This is a genomic window from Brachybacterium sp. ACRRE, from assembly GCF_022346485.1.
GTDB lineage: Bacteria > Actinomycetota > Actinomycetes > Actinomycetales > Dermabacteraceae > Brachybacterium > Brachybacterium halotolerans.
In genome coordinates this window covers 1-24,564 of record NZ_JAKRMO010000050.1, presented here as the reverse complement: position 1 = coordinate 24,564, position 24,564 = coordinate 1, and the positions used below count along the sequence as shown (strand labels likewise).

Annotated in this window: 20 protein-coding genes; 12 read left to right on the top strand and 8 right to left on the bottom strand. The window is 71.9% G+C overall.

Annotated features, from left to right (window positions below):
- Positions 1-23: 23 nt before the first annotated feature.
- Genes MHY49_RS13885 through MHY49_RS13875 form a run of 3 tightly spaced genes read right to left on the bottom strand, consistent with a single transcriptional unit; the run spans position 24 to position 3,210 of the window.
- Positions 24-929 carry a carbohydrate ABC transporter permease gene (locus MHY49_RS13885; RefSeq protein WP_239205029.1) on the bottom strand — a complete coding sequence of 302 codons (906 nt, stop codon included), beginning with the start codon at positions 927-929 and terminating at the stop codon, positions 24-26.
- On the bottom strand, positions 926-1,651 hold the full coding sequence (locus MHY49_RS13880; protein WP_370646158.1) for a carbohydrate ABC transporter permease: 726 nt from the start codon (positions 1,649-1,651) through the stop codon (positions 926-928). Before MHY49_RS13880 ends, MHY49_RS13885 begins: the two co-directional genes overlap by 4 nt.
- Positions 1,561-3,210 carry an ABC transporter substrate-binding protein gene (locus tag MHY49_RS13875; RefSeq protein WP_370646156.1) on the bottom strand — a complete coding sequence of 550 codons (1,650 nt, stop codon included), beginning with the start codon at positions 3,208-3,210 and terminating at the stop codon, positions 1,561-1,563. Before MHY49_RS13875 ends, MHY49_RS13880 begins: the two co-directional genes overlap by 91 nt.
- 191 nt (positions 3,211-3,401) lie before the next feature.
- On the opposite strand from MHY49_RS13875, the gene MHY49_RS13870 reads away from it, so the two are divergent.
- Positions 3,402-4,676, top strand: a complete 1,275-nt coding sequence (locus tag MHY49_RS13870; RefSeq protein ID WP_239205025.1) for an ROK family protein — start codon at positions 3,402-3,404, stop codon at positions 4,674-4,676.
- A gap of 179 nt (positions 4,677-4,855) precedes the next feature.
- Here the strand turns inward: MHY49_RS13870 and MHY49_RS13865 are convergent, their stop codons facing one another.
- Both MHY49_RS13865 and MHY49_RS13860 read right to left on the bottom strand, forming a co-directional pair.
- The gene (locus MHY49_RS13865; RefSeq protein ID WP_239205023.1) at positions 4,856-5,434 is read right to left on the bottom strand and encodes an NADPH-dependent F420 reductase; all 579 of its coding nucleotides are present in this window, start codon (positions 5,432-5,434) and stop codon (positions 4,856-4,858) included.
- A gap of 188 nt (positions 5,435-5,622) precedes the next feature.
- A complete protein-coding gene (locus MHY49_RS13860; protein ID WP_239205021.1) occupies positions 5,623-6,159 on the bottom strand; it encodes an HNH endonuclease in 537 nt (178 codons plus the stop codon).
- A 278-nt stretch (positions 6,160-6,437) separates the two neighbouring features.
- On the opposite strand from MHY49_RS13860, the gene MHY49_RS13855 reads away from it, so the two are divergent.
- Entirely contained in the window at positions 6,438-7,412 is a 975-nt protein-coding gene (locus tag MHY49_RS13855) for a hypothetical protein (RefSeq protein WP_239205019.1), read from the top strand.
- A 106-nt stretch (positions 7,413-7,518) separates the two neighbouring features.
- Here the strand turns inward: MHY49_RS13855 and MHY49_RS13850 are convergent, their stop codons facing one another.
- Entirely contained in the window at positions 7,519-9,333 is a 1,815-nt protein-coding gene (locus MHY49_RS13850) for an aryl-sulfate sulfotransferase (RefSeq protein ID WP_239205017.1), read from the bottom strand.
- 172 nt (positions 9,334-9,505) lie between these two features.
- Here MHY49_RS13850 and MHY49_RS13845 point away from each other — a divergent pair, with 172 nt between their 5' ends.
- Genes MHY49_RS13845 through MHY49_RS13835 form a run of 3 tightly spaced genes read left to right on the top strand, consistent with a single transcriptional unit; the run spans position 9,506 to position 14,893 of the window.
- Complete coding sequence (locus MHY49_RS13845; RefSeq protein ID WP_239205015.1) at positions 9,506-11,440, top strand: glycoside hydrolase family 2 protein; 1,935 nt, start codon at positions 9,506-9,508, stop codon at positions 11,438-11,440.
- Complete coding sequence (locus MHY49_RS13840) at positions 11,437-13,389, top strand: beta-L-arabinofuranosidase domain-containing protein (RefSeq protein ID WP_239205013.1); 1,953 nt, start codon at positions 11,437-11,439, stop codon at positions 13,387-13,389. The genes MHY49_RS13845 and MHY49_RS13840 overlap by 4 nt, the downstream gene beginning before the upstream one ends.
- Positions 13,390-13,402: 13 nt before the next feature.
- Positions 13,403-14,893, top strand: coding sequence for a mannitol dehydrogenase family protein (locus MHY49_RS13835; protein WP_239205011.1), 1,491 nt, complete (start codon positions 13,403-13,405; stop codon positions 14,891-14,893).
- 12 nt (positions 14,894-14,905) lie between these two features.
- On the opposite strand, the gene MHY49_RS19205 is transcribed toward MHY49_RS13835, so the two are convergent.
- The gene (locus MHY49_RS19205; protein WP_304502682.1) at positions 14,906-15,703 is read right to left on the bottom strand and encodes an IclR family transcriptional regulator; all 798 of its coding nucleotides are present in this window, start codon (positions 15,701-15,703) and stop codon (positions 14,906-14,908) included.
- A 233-nt stretch (positions 15,704-15,936) separates the two neighbouring features.
- Between MHY49_RS19205 and MHY49_RS13820 the strand changes: the two genes are divergently transcribed.
- From MHY49_RS13820 to MHY49_RS13800, 5 genes are all read left to right on the top strand, one after another.
- Complete coding sequence (locus MHY49_RS13820) at positions 15,937-16,941, top strand: L-idonate 5-dehydrogenase (RefSeq protein WP_239205009.1); 1,005 nt, start codon at positions 15,937-15,939, stop codon at positions 16,939-16,941.
- A gap of 176 nt (positions 16,942-17,117) precedes the next feature.
- Positions 17,118-18,521 (top strand): MFS transporter, encoded by a 1,404-nt coding sequence (locus MHY49_RS13815; protein ID WP_239205006.1) that lies wholly within the window; start codon positions 17,118-17,120, stop codon positions 18,519-18,521.
- A 46-nt stretch (positions 18,522-18,567) separates the two neighbouring features.
- Entirely contained in the window at positions 18,568-19,806 is a 1,239-nt protein-coding gene (gene manD / locus MHY49_RS13810; protein ID WP_239205004.1) for a D-mannonate dehydratase ManD, read from the top strand.
- A gap of 61 nt (positions 19,807-19,867) precedes the next feature.
- A complete protein-coding gene (locus MHY49_RS13805; protein ID WP_239205002.1) occupies positions 19,868-20,566 on the top strand; it encodes a bifunctional 4-hydroxy-2-oxoglutarate aldolase/2-dehydro-3-deoxy-phosphogluconate aldolase in 699 nt (232 codons plus the stop codon).
- The gene (locus MHY49_RS13800) at positions 20,563-21,708 is read left to right on the top strand and encodes a sugar kinase (RefSeq protein ID WP_370646153.1); all 1,146 of its coding nucleotides are present in this window, start codon (positions 20,563-20,565) and stop codon (positions 21,706-21,708) included. The genes MHY49_RS13805 and MHY49_RS13800 overlap by 4 nt, the downstream gene beginning before the upstream one ends.
- A 150-nt stretch (positions 21,709-21,858) precedes the next feature.
- On the opposite strand, the gene MHY49_RS13795 is transcribed toward MHY49_RS13800, so the two are convergent.
- Positions 21,859-22,365, bottom strand: a complete 507-nt coding sequence (locus MHY49_RS13795) for a PadR family transcriptional regulator (protein WP_239205000.1) — start codon at positions 22,363-22,365, stop codon at positions 21,859-21,861.
- On the opposite strand from MHY49_RS13795, the gene MHY49_RS13790 reads away from it, so the two are divergent.
- Entirely contained in the window at positions 22,360-23,043 is a 684-nt protein-coding gene (locus MHY49_RS13790; RefSeq protein ID WP_239204998.1) for a hypothetical protein, read from the top strand. The two genes, MHY49_RS13795 and MHY49_RS13790, sit on opposite strands and share 6 nt — an antisense overlap.
- A gap of 372 nt (positions 23,044-23,415) precedes the next feature.
- Positions 23,416-24,381 (top strand): hypothetical protein, encoded by a 966-nt coding sequence (locus MHY49_RS13785; protein WP_239204996.1) that lies wholly within the window; start codon positions 23,416-23,418, stop codon positions 24,379-24,381.
- Positions 24,382-24,564: the final 183 nt, after the last annotated feature.

Below are 24,564 nucleotides of genomic sequence, written 5' to 3'. Positions count from 1 at the left end.
GGTCCTTCGGGTCGGGGGAGTGGTCACTTCACGGCGCCCTGGGTGAGTCCGGAGATCACCCAGCGCTGCGCGAGCAGGTAGACGATGATCGCCGGGGCCATGGCCATGAGGTAGCTGGCGAAGGCGATGTTGTAGCTGTTGTTGAACTGGGTCTGGAACATGTTCTGCAGCACCGGCAGCGTCTGCAGGGTCGGGTCCGAGATGATCAGGCTCGGCATCATGAAGTCGTTCCACGAGCCCAGGAAGGCGAAGATGCCCACGGTCGCGGCCATCGGGCCCAGCAGCGGGAAGATCAGCCGCCAGTAGACCTGCCAGGTCGTCGCCCCGTCCACGCGCATCGACTCCTCGAGCGAGATCGGGATCGCCCGCAGGAACGCCGTGAACAGCATGGTGTTGAACGCGAGGGCGAACACGATGTGCAGGATCGCCACGCCCAGCGGCGTGTCCAGATGGATGATGCCGGTGAGCTGCACCTGCGGCAGGGCGACCACGGGGAACGGGATGAACATCGCCGCGAGCAGGTAGAAGAACGACCAGCGGAAGAGCCGGCGATCCCAGTTGCGCACGATCGCGTAGGCGGCGAGGGAGGAGATCACGATCTCCCCGGCCACCGCGAGCAGGGTGACGAAGCCGGAGACCGCGAGAGCGCGCGGGAAGTTCGTGAGCTGCCAGGCGTCCACGAACGCCTGGAAGGTCAGCGGCGAGGGGAGGGCGAAGGCCTCGCCCTCCACCGCCTGCGCGTCGGACTTCAGGGACATGTTGATCGTGACCAGCAGCGGCACCAGGACCGCGAGCGAGCACACGAGGAGGACGAGGGTCGCGGGCCAGTTGAAGCGCTCCCGCGAGCGGGCCGTCGGGCGCCTCCCGTCGGACGAACCGGATGCGGCCCCCGGGGTCGCGGAGGCAGAGGTGGTGGCGATGGTGCTCATGCTCCGAAGCTCGCTTTCCCGCGGGTGATGCTCAGCTGGATGACCGCGATGACGATGCTGATGAGGAAGAAGACGAAGGCGTTGGCCATCTGGTAGCCGTAGTCGCCGCCGGTGAAGCCCTTGAAGATCGACATGGCGACCGTGCGGGTCGCGGTGCCGGGGCCTCCGTCGGTGAGGCCCACGACGATGTCGTAGGCGTTGAGGTAGTTCTTGAAGCCCAGGATCGTGTTGATGACGATGAACCCGGAGACCAGCGGCAGGGTGATGTTCCACAGCCGCTTCGCGGGCCCGGCGCCGTCGATCGACGCGGCCTCGTAGACCTCGTCGGGGATCGTCACCAGGCCCGCGATGTAGATGAGCATCGTCGAGGGGATCGTCGACCAGGCGGTGACGACGACGATCGCGATCCAGGCCAGCGACTCGTCCGCGAGGATCGAGCTGGACAGCGACTCGATGCCCAGCGCCGAGCCGATGCTGGGCAGCGTCGTGGAGAACAGGAACTTGAAGACGAAGGCGATGATGATCCCGGAGATCACCATCGGCAGCACGAACACCGTGCGCAGCGCCGCCTGCAGGCGGATCCGCGAGGTGAGGCCCAGGGCGAGGAAGAACGCGAGGACGTTCACGACGATCACGGTGACCAGCGCGAATCCGAGAGTGAACAGGTAGGCCGAGACGATGCCCTGGTCGCGGAACATCGCCACGTAGTTGCGCAGGCCGATGAACTCCCAGTCGCCGAAGCCGATCGAGTTCGTGAAGGAGTAGGCGAAGCCGAGCACGGCCGGCAGGGTGATCGCGAGGGTGAAGATCGCGAGCGCCGGGAAGAGGAACAGGTAGTAGACGGGATCGACGCGGCGGGTGCTTCGGCTGCGGCTGCCTCTGCGGGCCCCGCGCTTCCGCGTGGTGTCGGCGGACCCCGTGGAGGGGGCGGCGACGGTGGATGTCGTCGTTGACATGGTGCGGTGTCCTTGCGTGTCGAAGGGGAGGGGTCAGGAGCGGTAGGCGAGGCTCGCGAAGTCGTTGTCGACCTTCGCGAGGATCGTCTTCGGGTCCGCGCCGAACAGGATCGACTGCAGATAGTTCGTGAACGGGATCGTGGTGGGGATGAACTGCGAGGCGCCCTGGTAGAAGGCGGCGTCGTCGTAGTACTTCTGCATCGGCGCGATCCGGGGTCCTTCGCGGGCGGGGCGTCCTTGGTGGTGCCCATCGCCAGCAGCGCCTTGTTGTAGGGGTCCATGACCTCGGGCGTCATCAGGAACGAGAGGAGCTCGCGCGCCTCGTCCTTGCGGTCCGCGCCCTCGGGGATCCACAGCGAGAGGTCGATGTTCACGCGGATCTTGAGGTCGGCGGGATCGTCGGTCACGGGCAGCGGGAAGCAGGAGAGGTCTTCCTTGCTGCCCGCCTTCTCGATCTCGGCGAGCGCCCACGGCCCCTGCAGGAGCATCGCGGCCTTGCCGTTGCCCATGGCCGTGTTGCCGTCGCCGTAGAAGCGGGAGGCCGCATCGTCCTGGTGGTACTTCTTGAGCTCGAGCATCCGCTCGATGGGCTTCAGCATGTCCTTCTGGAAGGAGGTGTCGGAGTCGGGGCCGACGTCCTCGCCCAGCTCGTTCACGCGCTCGAAGAAGCCGCGCACGTCCATCATCCCGCCGATGGTGTAGTCGAACAGGCCCTGGCTGACGGTCCACGGGTCCCCGAAGGTGCCGTAGATCGGGGTGATGTCGGCCTTCTGGAGCTTCTCGCAGACCTCGGTGAACTCGTCCCAGGTGGTGGGGGCCTCGAGGTGCTGCTCCTCGAAGATGCGGCGGTTGTAGATCACCGCGGCGCCGGCGACGGAGAACGGGATCACCGAGGTGCGGCCCTCGTAGCCGGGGTACCAGTTCACGAGCTCCTGGACGTCGTCCCTGATCAGCCCGGCCTCCGGCATGTCCGCGAGGTCGGAGAGGGCGCCGCGCTCCATGAACCGCGCCATCTCGAGGTTGTAGTTCTGGCAGGCGATGTCCGGCGGGTTCTTGCGCACGAAGCTCGCCGAGAGGTTTGTGGCGATGTCGTGCACGACGCCGATGTCCTGGTGCTCCTTGCGGAACGTCACCAGCAGGTCGTCGAAGTACTGGATGGCCTCGCGCTTGGACTGGTAGAAGATCACGGATCCGCCGGATCCGCCGGTGCCGCCGCATCCGGCGAGGCCCGCGGCGGCGAGCAGTCCGCCGGCGGCGAGCAGTCCGCCGGCGGCGAGCAGTCCGCGACGGCTCAGCGGCGATCGGGGTGGGGAGGAGGGGGACATCTTCGTCTCCTTCGAGGGGTGGGTGAGCGTGCCGCGCTCTGCGGGTCGAGGCCCCGAGGCGTCGGGGGAAGGGGGCCGACGGGCGGGGGAGCCCGACGAGGCTCTTCGGTTCTCGGCAGGGCCCGACGCGCGCGTCGGCGGATGGGCCACGGGCCGATCCGGTAAATATAGAACATAGATTTACGGCCTGCATGAAGTATGTGGAGGTGCTCCGGTACTGTCAAGGCATGTCCGACGGCCCCGCTCGATCACCGCGTCTTCTGCGGCGCATCAACAGCGGTGAGCTGCTGCGATTCGCCCTGAGCACGGGAGATTTCGCCGCGGGAGAGGCGATGGCGGCGAGCGGTCTGACGCGCGCCACCGTGCTGGGCGTGTGCGGCGACCTGGTCGCCGCCGGATGGCTCGAGGAGATCGCCGACAGCCGGGCCGCCGGCCTCTCGAGCCGGGGCCGCCCCGCGCGCCGCTATCGCGTTCCCGAGGACGCCGGGTACGTCGTCGGCGTCGACGCGGGCGAGCACCGTCTGCACGTGCTCGTCGCCGACCTGCGCGGCCGCGTGCTCGCCTCCGCCCACGAGGAGCTGATCGCGGACGACGGGGAGCTCGGTCCCGCCGTCCTCGATGCCGAGGCGCGGATGCGCGCGATCCGCCGCGCGATCACCGGCACCCTCGGGGACGCGGGCGTCGAAGCGGCCGACGTGCTGCTGAACGTGGTCGGCGTGCCCGCTCCCGTCGACGCGGGCGGACGCACTCCCGCGGGCGACGGCCGATTCTGGCCGCGCATGAACCCTGATCTCGACACCCGGCTCGACGGCAGGGTCCTCGTCGAGAACGATGCGAACCTCGCGGCCCTCGCCGAGCATGCCCGCGACCCCGCCGACGACGTCGCGACCCTGGTCACCGGGGAGCGCTTCGGCGCCGGACTGATCGTCGACGGGCATCTGCTGCGCGGCTACCGCGGGGGAGCGGGCGAGCTGCGCCTGCTCGAGCTCACGCTGCGCGACGACCCCGCGGCCGGGGCCGGGGCCACCGACGGGCTCGGCGCCCTGGCGCGGCGCTGGGCGCGCCACGAGCTCGAGACGACGACCGCCCCCTCGACGCTGCGCGGGACCGCGCTCGAGGAGATCGGCGCTCCGGACGTGTTCGCGGCCGCTCTCGCGGGCGACGCGCTCGCCGAGCGCGTGATCGAGCGGCTCGGCGCCCGGCTCGCGCACGTGGCCGTCGTCCTCGAGAGCGTCCTGGACGTCGAGAAGATCGTGATCGCGGGCGGCATCGCGAGCGCGGTCGAGCCGGTGCTCGCGGCGGCGCGCGCGGTGCTCGAGTCCGAGGCCTCCCCGCCGATCCCCGAGCTGGTCGCGAGCACGCTCGGACGCGAGGTCATCGCCCTCGGCGCCATCGAGCTGGCTCTCACGCGGGTGCGCGAGGAGCCGCTCGCGTTCTCGCCGCGGACCTCGCGCGCAGGCGGCTGAGCGGACCATCCCGCGCATCCCGCGCCCATTCCGCGCCCATCTCGCGGGGACGAGCGCGCATGCCGCCCTTGAGGGGAGCGCACATGCGAGGAGGGCCGGAGCGATGCGCTCCGGCCCTCCTGCGTCCCTTGTGCTGCGGCGCCGCGGCGCTCTCGTGCTGCGGTACTGCGGTGCTGTGGTCAGCGGACCAGACCGAAGCCCCCGGTCCACGAGATCTTCTCGCCCGCGGCGAGCGTGAGCTGGAGGAAGCCGATCGACTCGAGCTCACGGGCGCGCGAGAGGGCACCGGCGTCGACCGCCGAGAGGCCGCCCTTCTCGACGAGTCCGACGAGGGTCGACTTCGCCTCGGAGTCGTCGCCCGCGACCAGCACGGTGGTGGTCAGATCCCCGACGGTGCCGGAGGCCAGCGTGCCCGCGAAGGTCGTGTTGAAGGCCTTGAGCACCTTCGACTCGGGCAGGCGCGCCTGGATCCCGGCGGCGGCCGAGGAGTCGGACGGGACCACGAGGCTGTCGAAGGTCTCGAAGTTCAGCGGGTTGGTGATGTCGACGACCGTGCGGCCGGCGAGCTGGTCGCCGTACTGCGCGAGGATGCCGTCGATGGCCGGGTAGGGGACGGCCAGGACGACGATGTCGCCGGTGATCTCGGCGCTGCCGGTCTGCTCGTGCGCGATGTGGGAGACGTCCGCGCCCCCGCTGCTGAGCACACCCGCGATCGCATTCGCCATGTTCCCTGTGCCGAAGATCGTCACTGCCGTCATGTCCATCGCCTCCTGTGCGACGTGCCGGGGCCCTTTGCCCCGTCGTCGATGACTCCAGTGTAGCGCTGAATGATAGAAATTTCAAGAACATAGTGATGGACGATGCATCACGCGAGGTCAGGGGTGCAGAGGCGCAGAGGTGGAGTCGGACTCGGACTCGGGCCCGGACTCGGACTCGGACTCGGCGCTCAGGCCGCGAGCGCCTCGCGGATCCCGGGGATCACCTCGACGTGCCCGCCCACGCGATAGGCGACGGCGGGATCGTAGGGCGCGAAGCGCAGGGGCATCCCCGCCTCCTCCGGTGTGCGATCGGCCTTGCGTCCGTTGCACTCGCGGCAGGCGGAGACCAGGTTCGTCCAGCTCGAGGCACCGCCGCGGGAGACCGGCATGATGTGGTCGACGGTCGCCAGCAGCGCGGAGCAGGGCGGTGTCTTGGAGACGCTGCGCCCGCAGTAGGCGCAGGTCCAGTGGTCGCGCTCGTGGACGGCGCGGAAGGAGAAGCCGACGGAGCGGCGGCCCTCGCCCTCGACCCATGCACCGCTCAGCTCGCGCGTCAGCTCCAGGGCCGTGGGGACGATGTCATCGCCGGCCAGGGTCAGCTCGACGGGGTCCGCGACGCCGCGCCGGATCATCCCGAACGCGTGCCGGACCGAGGTCGTGTGCAGCAGCTCGCCGATCCCGGTCGCCGGGTCGTATCCCTTGTTGAAGACCTTCACCACGGACATCGCCGCCACCTCCTGCCGCCGTGCGGCGGTGCGCCCGCGCGAGTGGGTTCCCGCGGGGCACGCTTGCATCGTTGCGCGTCGGGGTGCCGGAATCAACCGATTTCGCTCACTCGTCGCCCGCGTGTCGTCTGCGTGTTCCCCGAGGAGACGGCGTTTCGTCGTGCCCTGTTGCGCCCTCTTCCGCCGGGCGGGAGCCATCCGTTCCTCCCCAGCGCTCCGCTGTCCACAATCCTCGTCGGACCCTCGCGGTCCCGGGCGGAGGCGGGGAGTCTCGGGCCATGACGCACACGACGCACGCAACCATCGATCCCGACGACTCCGAGGACGCCGACTTCTGGGAGGGCCATCCCTGCGGCCGCACCTGGTGGGAGGGCGGTGAGGCGCGGCCCTTCGAGGACGGCGTCGCGACGCCGTGGTTCCTGCCTCCGACGTCCTCCCTTCTCGAGGAGGAGATCGATGACCTCGAATGGGTGCGGCAGGCGGCCGCGATCCCCTTCGTCCAGCGCTGTCGGCTGCTGCGCGACTACGTCGGCGACGGGCGGCCCCTCACCGACAGCGGAGTGCTTCCCAATGCCGCGGTCCGCGAGCTCAAGCAGCGGGCCGGGATCGTCCGCCCCGGCGGTCGGCTGCGGGAGATCCCCGAGCTGTTCGGGCCGTGGGCCGTGCTGCTGAACCTGGGCGTGCTCGTCGAGGACGACAGCCGCAGGGTGCGCCGCTGCAGTGCGGAGCACCCCAGGGCCCGAGGGGCGCTCGACGAGGCCGACGAGCCGCTGGGGGAGCTGGACGGCGAGGTCGACGGTGTCCTGGCGATCGCCGAGCTGCTGCATGTCCTCAGCCGCTGCTGCCCCGGGCACGGGGGATTCCGTGACACGGGCCTCCTGCTCGAATCCCTGCTCGCCGCGACCTGCGAGGACGGTGTCGCGCTGCCGGAGCTCCCTGCGGACGGGTGCCTCGACGAGGCCGCGATCGCGCGCCTGTTCCGAGGCATCGGCGCGAACTCCGCGATCACTCGGGTCCCGATCGACGAGCGTCGAGGCGAGGTGGATCTGCAGGCGCTCGCCCACCTCGCCGACGCGCAGAGGGACCTCTTCCTGCTCCAGGCCTACGGGATCCTCGGCGTCTCCGAATCCGGGCGGTCGGGCATCGTGTTCCGGGCGCCGCGACCCGTGCGCACAGCGGTCGCACTCCTCGCGCTGCGCCGCCAGCAGGAGGAGGACGACCGACGAGACGCGCGGGAGACATTCCCGCGGTAGGGGCCGCTGGAGAGGCCGCTGCGAGAGGTGCCGAAGCGAGAGGGCCCGTGACACGGGCGCGGCGCGTGCCCCCGTCGGCCGATCGGGGGAGCAGGGGATCAGACGATCAGGACGCCGCGTACCAGAAGCCCTCGAAGGTGTCCTTGTAGACCCGGTAGCCCAGGTTGGAGGTGTCGTAGCGATAGGAGGCCAGGACCTCGCCGTCCGCGTCGCGCTCGGAGAACACGCCGGACTTCCCGGAGTTCACCACGGCGTTCTCGTGGATGCCCCCGCTGCCCAGGCGGAACACGTTGGAGACGACGGACGAGTAGGGCACCTCGACCGCGAGGTCCTCGGTATAGCTCCAGGTGTTCTCGTCCACGAGGTAGCGCAGCATGTGGCTCGTGCCCTCGAGCTCGTCCGTCGAGGCGTTGTCCGGGCCCTCGTCCTTCCAATCCACCTCGTTGCGGGTGCCCACGTACCAGTAGTTGTTGTTGAACATCTCCAGGTAGAACTGCCCGTCGGGCAGGGAATCGTCGTCGACGCGGTGCACCGAGTGCTGACCCGCGTTGCCGATCATCGACCCGGAGGGCTCGAGGAACTTCCCCTCGTACCCGGTGCCCTCCCAGAGGCCCTCGGCCCCGAGCATCCAGCGCACGCTCGGCGTGGATCCGGCGTCCAGCGCGTTCTCGAGGGCGAAGGCCGTGGAGGTCTCGCGCGAGGACAGGTACATGACGTCGTCGATGATCTGGAGGGTGTTGATGTGGATCCAGTCCTCACCGGTCGCGACGGGGTCGCCGAGCCCGTCGCTGGTGCGGGTGTGCGCGAGCTTCTCGTACTCGGGGAACACCTTCTGGAGGTCCACCACCTCCTCCACGTCCCCCGTGCTCAGGTCCACCCGGGTCACCCGGTCCTCGGAGCGTCCGCTGCTGGTGACCGACGTCAGCACGAACGCGGCGTCGCCCACGACGTCCAGGTCGTGGTGCACGGACTGCTTCCCGAGGTCGATGATCGTGCCGGCGTGGCCCAGGTGGTCCAGCACCGAGACCTGCGCGCTGCCCGTGGTGGTGACGATGCGGCCGTCCTCGACCACCAGATGGTGCTGGGCGGAGGTGGTCGAGGCGAGCTCGGCGCGCATGATGCCCGCGTTGTCCATGAGGAAGGAGTTGTTGCCCGGCCCGGAGATCCCGGACATGGCGAACAGGCCCTCGGTCAGCGCCTCCGCATCCTTCACGTCGGCCGCGATGGTCGAGGAGTAGCCCGAGGCGGTGGTGGGCGTGCGGATGCTCAGCGACCCGCGCACGGCCTTCCCGCTCTTCGGGCGCCAGGTGAGGGCGAGGGTGTTGGTCGCTCCGGGGACCAGGCCGACGACCAGGCCTTCGAAGCCCGTCTCCGCATGGTTCGCGGCGGTCTTCGCGAAATCCTTCGCATCGGCGACGGAGCCGACGAAGGAGAGCGCACCCGCCGAGTCGTCCGCGAAGTGCACGTAGAGCCCGGTGCGGGTGGTGCCGTAGGGGTCGAGCACCAGCAGCGGGTTCTGCGCGGTCCAGCCGCCCTCGGCCTTCTTCGCCTCGAGTGCCTCGTGCCGCGCCGTCTGCGTCGCGTCGGTGTACAGGTCGGGGTTCGACTCGCCGTCCTCGAGGTCGTAGGACACCTGCCAGACCGTCCAGTCCCCGCGCGCGTTCTCGAACTCGGAGATGGTCACCTGTGGCGTCTTCGCCGCAGCGTCCGAGGACCCGCCCGAGTCCTGGCAGCCGGCGAGCGCGAGCCCTGCGGCGCCCGCCCCTGCGCCGAGCAGGACGGAGCGCCGGGACGGCGTGCGGTGCGAGAACGAGCGGTGCGAGAACGAGCCGTGGGAAAACGGTCGGTGGGAGAGGGGGCGGGCGTCGGCGCCGCGGGACGAGGTGTCCCGGGCAGAGGAGTGCGGTGCGGGTCGGTGCATCGGGCGAACGTAGCGAGCGTCCGTCGAGCCCCTGCTGTCGCCCGGCTGTGGATCGGCTGTGCGGACGACGCTCGACGATCATCGCGAACATTCCCACGTGGGGAGAACCTCTGGCCTCGGGCTTCGCGGACCGGTAGCGTCGGTCCCACGCACCCTCGAAAGGCAATCGACGATGACTGCTCGCGCGACCGCCGGCACCACCCTGCGCGCCTCCGCCCAGGACGGCACCCACCCCCGCCCCACCCTGATCCGCGAGAGCTGGACCAGCCTCGACGGCACTTGGGACTTCGCCCACGACGACGAGGACCGCGGCCTCGCCGAGCACTGGTTCACCGGCGGAACGGCGGGTGCGGGCGGATCGACGGTCGCCGACGGAGCAGCGGGAGCGGATGGACCGGCAGGCGCGTCCGCCGCCGACCGCCCCGATCCGCTGGACCGGCAGATCCAGGTGCCCTTCGTGCCCGAGAGCGAGGCCTCCGGGATCGGTGACCGCGGCTTCCACCCCGTCGTCTGGTACCGACGCACCGCCCGGGTCTCCCCACCAGCAGGGCATCGCGCCCTGCTGCACCTCGGCGCGGTCGACCACGAGGCGATGGTGTGGGTCAACGGCCGCCTCGCCGGGCAGCACACCGGCGGACAGACCGCCTTCACCGTCGACCTCACCGACCACCTCGCCGACGACGGCACCGCGGTGATCGTGGTCCGCGCCGCCGACGACCCGCACGACGTGGACCTGCCCCACGGCAAGCAGGACTGGGAGGAGAAGCCCCACGGCATCTGGTACGACCGCACCACCGGCATCTGGCGCACCGTGTGGATCGAGATCGTGCCCGACCAGCACGTCACGGCCTTCACCGCCGAGACGGACCTCGCCCGCTGCCGCGTCGAGGTGGTCGTCGACCTGGCCCGTCGGCCCCGCCCCGGCACCCGGGTGCGCGTCGAGCTCAGCAGCACGACGGATCGCGGCACCGAGCAGCTCGGCGCGATCGAGCTCGACGCCGTGGAGCCCCGCGTCGCCGGCGCCGTCGAGATCTCCGCACTGCGCAACACCCAGGCCCGCGACCGCCTGCTGTGGCGACCCGGCCACCCGCACCTCGTGGACGCCCGCATCCTCGTGCTCGCCAGCGACGACGACGGCGCGGATGCCGGCGCGGGCGTCGTCCGGGACGAGGCCTTCGGCTACCTGGGTCTGCGCACCGTCGGGGTCGACCGGGGCTGGTTCCTGCTCAACGGCGAGCCCTGCTACGTGCGATCCGTCCTCGAGCAGGGCTTCTGGCCGGACACGCACCTCACCCCGCCGTCGGCCGATGCCTGCCGCGAGGAGGTCGGGCTGATCCTCGACCTCGGCTTCAACGCAGCCCGCATCCACCAGAAGACCGAGGACCCGCGCCTGCTGTTCGAGGCGGACCGCCAGGGCCTGATGATCTGGGGCGAGACCGCGAACGCCTATACGTACTCGCCGCGCGCCGTCGCCGCGCTCAGCTCCGAATGGGCCGAGATCGTCGCCCAGTACCGCGCCCACCCGAGCATCGTCACCTGGGTGCCGATCAACGAGAGCTGGGGCGTGCGCGACCTCGCCGACCACCCCGGACAGCGCCAGCTCGCCCTCGCCATGACCGCCCTGACCCGGGCCCTCGACCCGAGCCGGCCCGTCGTCTCCAACGACGGCTACGAGCACACCGGCGGCGACCTGCTGACCGTCCACGACTACTGCACCGACCCGCCCCGGCTGCGTGCCCACTACGCCGACGCCGCCGCCCTCGAACGCACGATCACCGGCATGGGCCCGCAGGGGCGCAGGCCCGTCCTCGACGGCGCGAGCGACCTCGGCCCCGACGCCCCCGTGATGCTCACCGAGTTCGGCGGCATCGCCTTCGCCGTTGCCGAGACCTGGGGATACGCGGTCGTCGGCAGCGAGGAGGAGTTCACCGAGCGCGTCGGCGGACTGTTCGAGGCCGTCACCGCGAGCCCCGTCCTCGCCGGCTTCTGCTACACCCAGCTCACCGACACGCAGCAGGAGGCCAACGGCCTCGCGACCGCCGACCGTCGGCCGAAGCTCGATGCCGCGGTGATCCGCGGCTTCGTCACCGGGGAGGCCGGCGCATGAGCGCCGCTCCCGCATCGGACCCCGCGTCCGACGGCACCTGGAACCCGCTCCCCGACGTCGCGGCCACCCTCCCGCTCGGCGCGATCCGGCCGCGCGGCTGGCTCGAGCGCCAGCTGCGGCTGCAGGCCGACGGGATCACCGGACGTCTGCCCGAGGTCTGGCCGGACGTCGGTTCCGACAGCGGCTGGCTCGGCGGGGACGGCGAGAGCTGGGAGCGCGGCCCCTACTATCTCGACGGACTCGTCCCCCTCGCGCACGTGCTCGGCGACGAGCAGCTGATCGCCCAGGCCCGGCCCTGGATCGAATGGATGCTCGGATCCCAGCGCGAGGACGGCTTCTTCGGGCCGACGGCCGACGAGGAATGGTGGCCGCGCATGGTCGCCGCGAAGGTGCTGATCCAGCACGCCGAGGCGACCGGCGATGCGCGCGTCGTCCCGTTCCTGCTCCGCTGGCACCGCTTCCAGCTCGCGCACCTGCCCGCGCGCCCGCTCGCGCAGTGGGCGAAGGCGCGCGGCGCCGAGGACGTGCTCACGATCGCCTGGACCCGCGCACACCTCCCGGCGGAGGAGGCGGAGGCGAGCGGCTGGCTCGAGGACCTCGCCCGCCTCGTCCTCTCCCAGACCTTCGACTGGGACACCCACCTCATCGAGCGCGTCATCACCGGTCAGGCCCAGGTCTCCGCCCACTCGGCCCACGGCGTGAACGTCGCGATGGGGCTCAAGACGGGCGCCGCCGCCCAGCTCGTCGACGGCGATCCCTGCCATCGTGCGCGCACCGAGGAGGCCCTCTCGCACCTCATGCGCTGGCACGGCCAGGCCCACGGCTGGTTCTCCGGCGACGAGTGGCTGGGCGGGCGCGAGGCGACCGCCGGCATCGAGACCTGCCTGGTCGTGGAGATGATGCACACCGTCGAGGTGCTCTCGAAGGTGCACGGCGACGCCGTGCAGGGCGACCGGCTCGAATCCCTCGCCTTCAACCTGCTCGCGGCCTCGTGCGATCCGCGGATGCGGGCCCACCAGTACCACCAGCAGGGCACCCAGATCGAGGTCTCCGTCGCCCACCGCGACTGGTCGTTCTCGAGCGACGACGCGAACATGTTCGGCCTCGAGCCGCACTTCGGATGCTGCACCGCGAACCTCCACCAGGGCTGGCCCAAGTTCGCCGCCAACCTCTGGGTGCGCGACCCCGACGGCGGCCTGCGCGCCGTCGCCTACGCACCCTGCACGATCGACGTCGACGCGGACGGCGGGCCCCTCCACCTCGACGTGATCACCGACTACCCGTTCCGCGACAGCGTGCGGATCCTGGTGCGCGGGGGAGACGGGCCGGAACCGGCCGCCGCGGCGGACGCCGAGGTGCCGCTGCGCCTGCGCATCCCCATCTGGTGCGATGCGCCGCGACTCGTGGTGGACGGCGAGGAGGTCCCGGTCGAACCGTCGGCCGACGGGCACGTGGAGCTGCGCCGCGCCTGGCACGGCGAGACCACGATCGAGCTCACGCTGCCGATGCGCGCCCGCGTCGAGCGGCGCGAGCGGCAGGCCGCCGCGGTGCACGTGGGCCCGCTGGTCATGGTCGCGACCCCGGGCGAGAACTGGGTGGAGGTCCCGGGCGCCCCCGGCCTGGGGGAGTGGGAGATCCACCCGCGGGGGAACTGGAGCTGGGCGCTCGCCGACGTCGAGCAGGCAGGTGCCTGGCAGGTCGGCCACGGCGAGATCCCCAGTGCTCCTTTCGCCGCGGGAGAGGCCCTCACCCTCGAGGCCCGCGGCAGCCGCCTCTCCCAGTGGCAGGCGGACGGCGCCTCGGCGACCCCGCCGCCGGCGAGCCCGGTGCTCGAGCACGGTCCCGTGCACGGGCTGCGCCTCGTCCCCTACGGCACGGCCCGCCTGCGCGTCATGGAGTTCCCGGTGATCGGGGCGTGGCTCAGCGACGGCAACGAGGACGAGTTCTGATACCTATGGGGCCATGGAACCCCTGAACCGGTCGACCTTCTCCCCGCTCACGCAGATCGGGGTCTCCGCCCCGCCCACCCCGGGCATGGTCCATCTGGGGCTCGGGAACTTCCATCGCGCCCACGCCGCCGTGTACACCGCGCGGGCGATGGAGGCCGCGGGCGGGGACTGGGGGATCAGCGCGTTCGGGCACCGCAACCGGGCCGTCGTCGACGCCATGACCGCCCAGGACGGCCTCTACTCGGTGCTGCAGCTGTCCCCGCAGGGTGAGAACGCGCAGGTCGTCGACGTGCACCGACGCTTCGGGATCCTCACCGAGGACCCCGCTGCCGTCGTCGCGGAGATCGCCGACCCCGCACGCAGGATCCTCACCCTCACCGTCTCCGAGGGCGGCTACGGCTGGTCGCCCAACGCCCGGGGCCTGGACCTCGAGGACCCGGCCATCCGCGCCGACCTCGCCGCGGGAACGGGGTCGAGCGCGGGATCCGGCGACGCCCCGCGCACGGTCATCGGCACGATCGCCCGGGGCATCGAGCGCCGCGCCGCGAGCGGCGAGCCGTTCACGATCCAGTCCTGCGACAACCTCCAGGGCAACGGCGACGTCGCCCGCGCCGTCGTCACGCAGTTCCTCCAGGAGGCGGGGGCCGACGAGGACGTGCTGCGCTTCGCCGGCACCCGCGTGGGCTTCCCGAACTCGATGGTCGACCGCATCGTGCCCTCGACCACGGACGACACCCGGCGCAGCGTCGAGCGCCTGCTGGGCGTGCGCGACGAGGCTCCGGTGCGCACCGAGGAGTTCACCATGTGGGTGATGCAGGAGGACCACCCCGGCGGCCGACCCGGCTGGGAGGCGGGCGGCGCCGTGATCAGCGACCAGGTGGATCGCTACGAGCTCGTGAAGCTGCGCCTGGTCAACGCCTCGCAGTCGCTCCTCGCCTACCTGGGCGTGCTGCAGGGGATCCCCACCATCCCCGGCACCTGGCAGCGCCCCGCCGTGCAGGACGCCGTGCTCGCGCAGATCCGCCGCGACGCCCTGCCCACGATCCCGTTGCCCGACGGCCTGGACCCGGAGGAGTACATCGCCTCGCTCGTGCGGCGCTGGGAGAACGTGCCGCTCGGGGACTCGACCTCCCGCATCGCCTCGCTCGGCTCCATCCGCCTGCCCCAGCGCATCCCGGTCGCCGCGCTCCAGCACCTGCGCGAGGGGCGCATGCCGCACGTGTTCGCCCTGCTCATCGCCGGATGGATCGCGACGATCGTCCAGCCCGACGGTGTGGCCGTCACCCCCGAGATGGAGGCGGTCGACGAGCCCGCGCGCGAGCGCATCCTGCGCTCCGTCGGCTCCGCGACCGCTCCGCGCGAGATCGCCCGCGCCGTGCTCGACGCGGGCTTCCTGGGGCACGAGCTGCCCCGCGAGGAAGCGTTCACCGTGCGCGTCGGCGAGCTGCTCGAGGTGATCGCCCGCCACGGCATCGAGGCGGCGATGAAGGACGCGGTGGGCTGAGGGACCTGGGGCTCAGCCCCGCCCCATCACCGTGAACCCGCTGGGCCCGAGACGTTCGAGCTCCTCGCGCAGCAGAGCGCCGAGCTCCGCGCGCCGCTCCTCGTCCATGCGCTCGGCAGGCCCGGTGATGCTCACGGCCGCGGCCCGGCCGTCGAAGCGCAGCGCGGCGACGCCCACGCAGGCGATGCCCTGCTCGTTCTCCTGGACCTCGGCGGACCAGCCGCGCTCCCTCGCCTCGTCGACGACCTCCTGCAGACGAGACGGCGGCACGACCAGGCCGCCGTCGGCCGTCGTCGCCTCCGCGTAGGGGGCGAGCGCGGGGCCGGGAACGCCCTGCGCGGCGAGCATCGCCCGCCCCAGGGCCGTGCGCGCGGCAGGCGCCCGGTTGCCCACGCGCGACCACACCCGCAGGGTGCGCTCGGGCTCGACCTTGTCGAGGTAGAGCACGTTCGTGCCGTCCATCGTCCCCAGGTGCACGAGCTCCTGCGAGCTGCGGCTGATGCTCGCCAGCACGGGGGAGAACAGCGCCGGCAGATGGTCCCCGCGCGCATAGCGTTCGGCGAGGACGATGGGCGCGCTGCCCAGGCGGTACCGCTGGTCGGAGGGGTCCTGGACGGCGAAGCCCCGGTGCGCGAGGGCCTGCAGGATGCGGTGCGAGGAGGCCTTGTGGAAGCCGCTCGCCTCCGCGATCTCGCGCAGCATGAGGCCGTCGGGCCCCGCCTCGGCGAGCACGTCGAGCAGCACGAGCGCCTTGTCGACGCTGCCGCCGGGGGAGGAGGACGTCGGGTCGGAGCCAGGGGCTGTCGGCATGGGGGCCTTCCGGATCGGTGGGCGAGCCGTGCCCCGCGACGGGGAGCGGACGGCACGCGGTCGGCGATGACCAGGGTGCGGGCGCGATCTTGCCGGGCCCGCGAGGCGGGCCTATAGTGATCACGCATTGCGGAACTGTCGTTTCAGGATACAAAACGATGGGCGATTCCGCCACCGGAACCACAGAAGTCGCCGACACCGGCGCCGCGCGGCCCGCGCGAGGAGGAACGACGATGAAGTCCCTGGTCATCCATGGTGCGGAGGACATCCGCTTCGAGGATCAGCCCGTGCCCGAGCCCGCCGAGGGCCAGGTGCGCCTGCGCGTGAAGTACGTGGGCATCTGCGGCTCCGACCTGCACTACTACTACCTCGGCCGCAACGGCGAGAACCTCGTGCGGGAGCCCTTCGTCCCCGGCCACGAGCTCTCGGCGACGGTCGATCTCGACCCCTCCGGCGAGCTCGTCCCGGGCACTCCCGTGACCGTGCACCCCGCCCGCTACGGCGCTCCGGTCGAGGGTCTCGAGGAGCGGCCGCACCTCTGGCCCGGAGGCGACTACCTGGGCAGCGCGGGCGTGTTCCCGCACCGCCAGGGCGCCGCCGCGGAGCAGCTCGTCGTCGAGCGCGACATGGTGCGCGTGCTGCCCGAGGGCCTCTCCCTCGAGACCGCCGCCCTCGCCGAGCCGCTGGCCGTGTCCATCCACGCCGTGCACATCGCGGGCGACGTCGCCGGGCAACCCGCCCTGGTCCTCGGCGCGGGCCCGATCGGCCTGCTCGCCGTCTCCGCGCTGCACCATGCAGGGGCCTCCGAGATCGTCGTCGGCGACGTGCGGCCCGAGCCCCTCGAGCGCGCCCGTGCGCTCGGCGCGACCCGCACCGTCCTCGTCACCGAGGAGCAGGTGGATCCCGGGTCGTTCCCCGTCGTCCTCGAGTGCTCGGCGGCCCCTGTCTCGCTGGGCTCGGCCGTCCGGGCCGTCGCCCCCGGTGGCATCGTCGTGCAGGTCGGGATCCTGCCGGACGCCGAGATCTCCGTGAACCTCGCCCCGCTGCTCGCGAAGGAGGCGGAGCTGCGCGGCACCTTCCGCTTCTCCACCGAGATCGACGACGCGATCACTCTGCTCGTCCAGGACCCGGCGATCGGCGAGGTGGTCACGCAGGTGGTCCCCGCGGCCGACGCGACCGAGGCCTTCGCGACCGCCCGCGACGCCTCCCGCTCCGCGAAGGTCCTGCTCGCCCTCTGACCGACGCGTCCGGGCCGACGAGGTCCGGGCGCCTCCCCGGCCGTCGGTCGTCCGTCGGGCCCGACCGACGCGCCCGACCGACGCGTCCGTCGGACGCGGGTCCCTCGGACGCGACCCCACACCTCGAGAACACCACCGAAACCACCCCGCCCCCGGGCACCGCGCGAAGGAGCACGATGACTCACGCCCCCACCACCGACGACTCCCCGTCGACCCCCACCGGCACCGGGCAGCCCGAGCGCAGCGTCGGCGACCTCGTGCGCGCGGCCGTCTCCGGCTGGCTGGGCACGGCGCTGGAGTTCATGGACTTCCAGCTCTACTCGCTGGCCGCCGCCCTCGTGTTCAGCGAGCTCTTCTTCGCGAACGACGACCCGGGCATGGCCGTGGTCGGCGCGATGGCCACCTACGGCGTCGGATACATCGCGCGGCCCGTCGGCGCCTGGTTCTTCGGACGCATGGGCGACCGCATCGGGCGCCGCAGGGTGCTCTTCTACACGATCGTGATCATGGGGCTCGCGACCGCCCTGATCGGCGTGCTGCCCGTGTACTCGCAGGTCGGCATGCTCGCCCCCGCGCTGCTGGTGGTCCTGCGGCTCCTCCAGGGCTTCGGCGCGGGCGCCGAGATCTCCGGCGCCGGCGTCATGCTCTCCGAGTACGCGCCCGCCCGCCGCCGCGGCGTGATCGCCTCGCTGGTCGCCCTCGGCACCAACTGCGGCACCCTGTTCGCCTCCGGCATCTGGGCGATCCTGCTGGTCGCCGTCACCGAGCAGCAGCTCATGGACTGGGCATGGCGCATCCCGTTCGTCGCGAGCGCCCTGGTCATGGTGTTCGCCGTATGGGTCCGCCTCACTCTGAAGGAGAGCCCCGTCTTCGAGGCCCGCGAGGACGTCGTCGAGGGAGAGGCCGTCACCGCGGCCGACGTCCGGGCCGGCGACGCCCCCGCCGAGGCCGTCCGTGCGGTCGAGGCGAAGTCCCTGACCTTCAAGTCCGTGGCCGTGGCGTTCCTGCTGCGCTTCGGGCAGGCGGGCAACTCCGGGATGATCCAGACCTACCTGATCTCCTTCATCACCGTCGTGCTGATGCTGAACAAGCAGCTCTCGACCGAGGTCGTCATCATCTCCTCGCTGGTGGCCTTCGCGACCGTGCCGATTGTCGGCGCCCTGGGGGACCGCTTCGGTCGCCGCACGATGTACGGGGTGACGAGCGCCGCCGCCCTCGTGCTCGTCGTGCCCTGCATGCTCGCGATCTCCAGCGGCACCACCTGGAAGGTGATCGTCGGCTACGTGGTCATCCACAACGTGTCCGTGATGTCGATGGCCTCCATGGAGAACCTCGCCCTCCCCGAGATCTTCGGGGCGAAGAACCGCTACCAGGCCACGGCCGTCGTCCGCGAGATCGCCGCCATCATCGCCACCGGCGTCGCCCCCGTGGTCGCCGCCGCCTGGGTCACCGCCGCCTCCGGCTCGTGGATCCCCGTCGCGGTGATCATCGCGTTCTTCAGCGCCTGCGCGCTGTTCGCCGCGATCTGGATGAAGGAGGTCGCCGGCCGCGACCTCACCGACCCCGAGCCGGCGATGTGACCGTGCCCCGCCCCGACTCCGCCACCGACCATCCGAGAGGACTCTCATGAGCATCCGCAGCATCGACGTCGACGTCACCAGCCCGGGACGCAACTTCGTCACGGCGATCGTCACCACGGACGACGGCGTGACGGGCCTGGGCGATGGCACCCTCAACGGCCGCGAGCTCGCGGTCGCCTCCTACCTGCGCGATCACGTCGCGCCCACGCTCATCGGCCGCGACGAGACGCAGATCGAGTCGACCTGGCAGTACCTCTACCGCAGCCCCTACTGGCGGCGCGGACCGGTGACGATGGCCGCCGTCGCCGCCATCGACATGGCCCTGTGGGACATCGCCGCCAAGCGCGCGGGCGTGCCCCTGTACCGCCTGCTGGGCGGGGCGAGCCGCACCGGGCTCATGACCTACGCCCACGCCTCGGGCACCGATCTCGAGCACCTGGACGACGCGATCCGCGGATACGTCGAGCAGGGCTTCCGGGCCGTGCGAATCCAGACCGGCGTGCCGGGCCTCGGCCAGATCTACGGGGTGCACGACTCCGCGCCCGGCGGGACCTACGAGTACGAGCCCGCCGGTCGTCTCGCGGCCGACGCGCCCCGCCGCCCCGAGGAGGAGACCTGGGACACCGCCGCCTACCTGCGGCACCTGCCGACGGTCTTCGAGCACGTGCGCAGCGAGTTCGGCCCCGAGCTGCACCTCCTGCACGACGGCCACCACCGGATGCGCCCCATCGAGGCAGCCCGCCTGGCGAGCGACCTCGAGCCCTACCGTCCGTTCTGGCTCGAGGACTGCACCCCCGGTGAGGACCAGAGCGCGCTGCGCCTGGTGCGCGAGCACTCCACGACCCCGCTCGCGATCGGCGAGGTCTTCAACTCCGTCTTCGACTACCAGACCCTCATCACCGAGCGGCTCATCGACTACGTGCGCTCCTCCGCGACGCACGCGGGCGGCGTGACCGGCCTGCGCCAGCTGATGACCTTCGCCGGGATCTACGGCATCCGCTCCGGCTTCCACGGCCCCACGGACGTCTCCCCGGTGGGCATGGCCGCGCACCTGCACCTCGGCCTGGCGATCCACAACTTCGGCATCCAGGAGTTTATGCCGCACTCCGCGCGCACGCTCGAGGTGTTCCGCACCTCCTATACGTTCGCCGACGGCATGCTCCACCCGGGGGAGACCCCCGGCCTGGGCGTCGACCTGGACCGCGAGGCCGCCGCGGCCCACCCCTACGAGCCCGCCTACCTGCCCGTGAACCGCCTGCGCGACGGCACCGTGCACGACTGGTGAGCGGCGTCCGTCCGATCGCGAGACCCTCCGAGCCCTGACCATCCGACCCGAGGAGCACCCCATGACCGATCCCCGCACCTCCGCCGCCTCGACCGACTCGGGCCTCCCGACGGCCGCCGCCGACCGCCTCCCGCTGCCCGAGCGCTCCCTCGCCTCACGGCTGATCGTCGTCATGCGCGGACGCGAGGCATCCCAGTACACCCAGGTCATCGAGACTCTCGCTGAGGCCGGGGTGCGCAGCTTCGAGCTGACCCTCACCACCCCCGGCACGCTCGACGCCCTCCCCGGGCTCGTCGAGCGCTTCGGGGCCGAGGCCGATCTGGGCGTCGGCACCATCACCACCCCGGATGAGGCGCGGCGCGCGGCCGACGGCGGCGCCGCCTACCTCGTCACCCCGGTCACCGACCCCGCGGTGATCGCGGCTTCGATAGGCGCGGGCACGCCCATCGTCCCCGGCGGTCTCACCCCCACCGAGCTGTTCACCTCCTGGCGGGCCGGCGCGAGCGCCGTCAAGGTGTTCCCGGCGGGCACCGTCGGTCCCGGATACGTCAAGGACCTGCACGGTCCCTTCCCCGACCTGCGCGTGATCCCCTCGGGCGGGGTCGACCTTGCGGCCGCCCGGGCATGGCTCGAGGCGGGGGCCGACGCGGTCTCCGTGGGCGGCCCCCTGCTCGGCGACGCCTTCCGCGGCGGGGACCTCGGTGCGCTCGCCGACCGCGCCCGCGAGTTCGTCGGAGTCTGCACGGAGGCGGGCCGGTGACGGTCTCGCCCATCCGGGATCCGCGCGCGGGAGCGGCGCCGCGCGTCGTCACCGTCGGCGAGACCATGGCGCTGCTGCACAGCGAGGGGATCGGCTCCCTCGCGCACGCGCGCACCATGACGATCGGCATCGGCGGCGCGGAGAGCAACCTCGCGATCGGCCTGCGTCGCCTCGGCGTCCCCGTCGCCTGGGTGAGCCGTGTCGGGGCCGACGAGCTCGGCACCCGGGTGCTGCGCGAGCTGCGCGCCGAGCAGGTCGAGGTGCGGGCGGTCGTCGATCCGGAGCGGCCGACGGGCCTCATGCTGAAGTCGCATCCCAGCGGCGGCGCGAGCACGGTGCGCTACTACCGCAGCGGCTCCGCGGCCTGCGCCCTCGATGCCGGCACACTGGCGGGCGACGACCTGAACGGCCTGCCCGACGACCTGCTGGCCGGCGCCGAGATCCTCCACCTCACGGGCATCACCCCGCTGCTCTCGGACACCGCGCGCGAGGCCGTGCTGGACCTCGTCGAGCGCGCCCGAGCGGTCGGCACGCTGGTCAGCTTCGACGTGAACCTGCGTTCCGCGCTCGCGCCCCGCGAGGTCGCCGCCCCACTGCTCGCGCGCATCGCGGTCGCCGCGGACATCGTCTTCGGCGGCACCGACGAACTCGCACTGATCGCCGACGCCCTCGCAGCGGAGGCGCAGGTCGCCGGGGCGAGCGGGGAGGTGAGCGGCGACGCCGCGAGTGGGGGAGGCACAGAGCGCGGGGAGGATGCGGCGCGCGGGGGAGAGGACTCTCTGGTGCGCATCCTGCACGCCCACGGGATCCCCGAAGTGGTCGAGAAGCGCGGCGCCGAGGGAGCCCGCGCGCTCTCCGCGGAGGCGGTGACCGGCGCAGACGCGAACACTCTCCACGACGCGGAGCCGGTCGAGGCTCCCGGGCTCAGGGTCGACGTCGTCGACACCGTCGGCGCGGGCGATGCGTTCGTCGCCGGCTACCTCAGCGCCCGCCTCGAGGGCCTGGATCTCGCCGCCCGTCTGGCGCGCGGCAACGAGTGCGGAGCGCTCATCTGCACGACCCCGGGCGACTGGGAGGGCGCCGCCCACCGCGAGGACCTGGGCCGTCTCGCCGCGGGCACGAAGGACCCCGTCGTGCGCTGAGCGGGCCGGATCGGGTGGACCGGACGGAGGCCGTAGCCATCTGCGGAGGGACCGGACAGCTCGAAGCGCCCGCACTCCAGGTGAGTGCGGGCGCTTCGTCGGTGGGCGGTGCCTCGGTGAGGTCGATGGAGCAGATGGCGTCGAAGCGCGTCAGCGCTGGGACTCGTCAGGTCCCGTCGACCCGTCCGCCCCACCGAATCCGTCTGCCGCATCGAATCCGTCCGCCGCGCCGGCCCCGTCGGTGCCCGTGGCATCGCCTTGGGCGGCTGGCACGTCGCCCGCGAGGATCCGGTAGATCGAGCGCTTGGCCTCGGTGAGGACCTCGGCGACCTGGCTCATGTACTGGGACTCGCCCGAACGGGTGGCCTCGCGGACGGCGCCCGTGAGGTCCCGCAGCGAGCTGCGCAGATCGAGCGCACCCTGCGCGAACGAGTCGTCCTCGCCCGCGAAGGGGTCGGACCAGGAGGCCTGGTTCTCCTCGACATGAGCCGTGCCGGCGTCGGTGAGGGTCGCGAGCTTGCGCCCGCCCTCCTTCGACATCTCGACGAAGCCCTCGTCCTCGAGCTGGGAGAGCGTCGGGTAGATGGCGCCCGGGCTGACGGACCACGTCCCGCCCGTGCGCTCGTCGATGGTCTGCATGAGCTGGTAGCCGTGCATCGGCTCCTCGCTCAGCAGCAGCAGGACGGCCGTGCGCACGTCGCCGCGGGGCCGACGTCCGCGTCCGCGGCCACGACCGCGTCCGCCGCGCGGCCCGAAGCCGCGGCCCGAGCCGTCGGCATCCTCGAAGCCGGGTCCGCCGTGGCCGCGTCCACCGAAACCGGGGCCGCCGAAGCCGGGCCCTCCCGGGCCGCCGAAGCCGCGTCCGCCGGGGCCGCCGAAGCCGCGCCCGCCACGTCCGCCGAATCCGGGGCCGCGGCCCTCGAACTCGGGGTCGTCGGCGCCGCGCCCGTCGAATCCGCGCCCGCCGAACGCCTGGCCGTCGAACCCGCGTCCGTCGAAGCCGCGGCCGTCGGCGCCCGGGTGGGCGTGGCCGCGACCGTGCTGCTCGAAGCCGTGGCGCTCGGCGTGTCCGGGATGCTCCGGGTGCTCATGGCGCTCCGGGCGATCGGGGTTCTCCGGGTGTCCGGGGTGGCCCGGGTGAGCGCCCGGACCGCGGCCGGCCCGGGGACCGCCGCGCTGCTCGCGAGGGCCGAAGCCCATGTCGTCGGGGTACATGGCCCCTCCTTCCTCGGCGCGCCGGCGCTGGCCGCCGCGTCGCATGAGTGCCCGGCGCAGAGCGCGCGGGTCGAGTTCCTGATGCTGGTCGTGATGATCGTGATGGCGTCGCATGAGTGATCTCCTTACGGTCGTTCATGTCGTGACAGCATCACGATATATCGCTAACGCGAGCGAATGCAAGAGTGAGCTGCGCGACGCCGCGCACCGGTCCGCATCGCGCGAACACGTGGCACACCCGGCTGCCCGCGTGGGAACAACCCGCGAGAAGTACGAAACCGTTGCCATCAGCGCTGATGGCAACGGTTTCGTACTTCTCACGGGACGTTGCCTCGGTGTGCGGTGTGCGGTGTGCGGTGTGCGGTGTGCGGTGTGCGGTGTGCGGTGTCCGGTGTCCGGTGTCCGGTGTCCGGTGCCCGGTGCCCGGTGCTCGGAACCCGTTGGCACCCTGCACCCGGCAGTGTGGAGGACCCGTGCTGTGGATAACTCCCGGTGCGCGGCGTCGACGCGGGCATCCTGTTCGCCATGCCCCCGCGCCGGTCATCCCTGCCGCAGAGCCTCGCCACCGCGTTCACGGTGGCCGAAGCTCGTGCTCTCGGCATCGGCGCGCAGCGCCTCAGGGCCCCTGACGTGCGTCGACTCTCCCGCGGCGTCTATGTGCGGGCAGGCGTGGAGATCACGGTCTTCGATCTCGCCCGTGCGTTCTGCAGCGACGCGCCCGACGCGGTCGTCTGCGGTCCGACCGCGGCGGAACTGCTCGGGATGCCCCTCCCGTTCCGCCACCTTGCTCGCGAGACGGGGCTGCTCGACCTCGCCGCGAGGACGCGACGCCGCGACGCACCCTGCGTGCGATGGCACCAGCTCGGAGCGCTCGGTGCGCACGAGGTGATGGAGACGGGAGGCGTCCGACTGACGTCGCGAATCCGCACATGGGGAGACCTCTCGACCCTCCTCGATCGCGACGAGCTGACCTCCGTCGCCGACCACCTCGTCCGCCATCCCAGGTTCCGCTTCGAAGGGCGCCGGCGCCCCTACGCGAGCCTCGAGGAGCTTCAGGGATCCGTTGCGAGTCGTCCGGGGCGGCGCGGCAACGAAGCGCTGCGGGCGGCGCTGGACCAGGCGCGCGTGGGCAGCGACTCTCCGGCCGAGACCATGCTGCGCCTGCATCTGGTCCGCGCGGGTCTTCCGGAGCCGCAGCTCAACATCGCGATCGTCCAGGGCACGGTGGACCTGGGGGAGCCGGACCTCTCCTGGCCGGAGTTCCGTGTCTGTGCCGAGCACGAAGGGCCGTCGCACCTGACCCGTGAACAGCAGGAGCGGGACATCGCGCGGACCGAGGCCCGGCTCCGTCATGGATGGACCGAGGTGCGCACGGTCGCCGCGGATCTTCGCCGTGCCGGGGCCCGGGCGGTCGGCCGAGTGTCCGATGCCCTGCAGCGTCACGGCTGGAAAGGGTGACGCCGCCCCGTCCATTCGTCCCCGTCCACTCACCCCGTCCACACCCTCGTTCGGATCCCCACCGCACCACCCTGCGCGGGGTCCGGAGCGTCCCGGACCCCGAGGAGGCGGTGAGAAGTACGAAACGGTTGCCAAGATCGATCTTGGCAACCGTTTCGTACTTCTCACGGCCGGTGGGGCCGC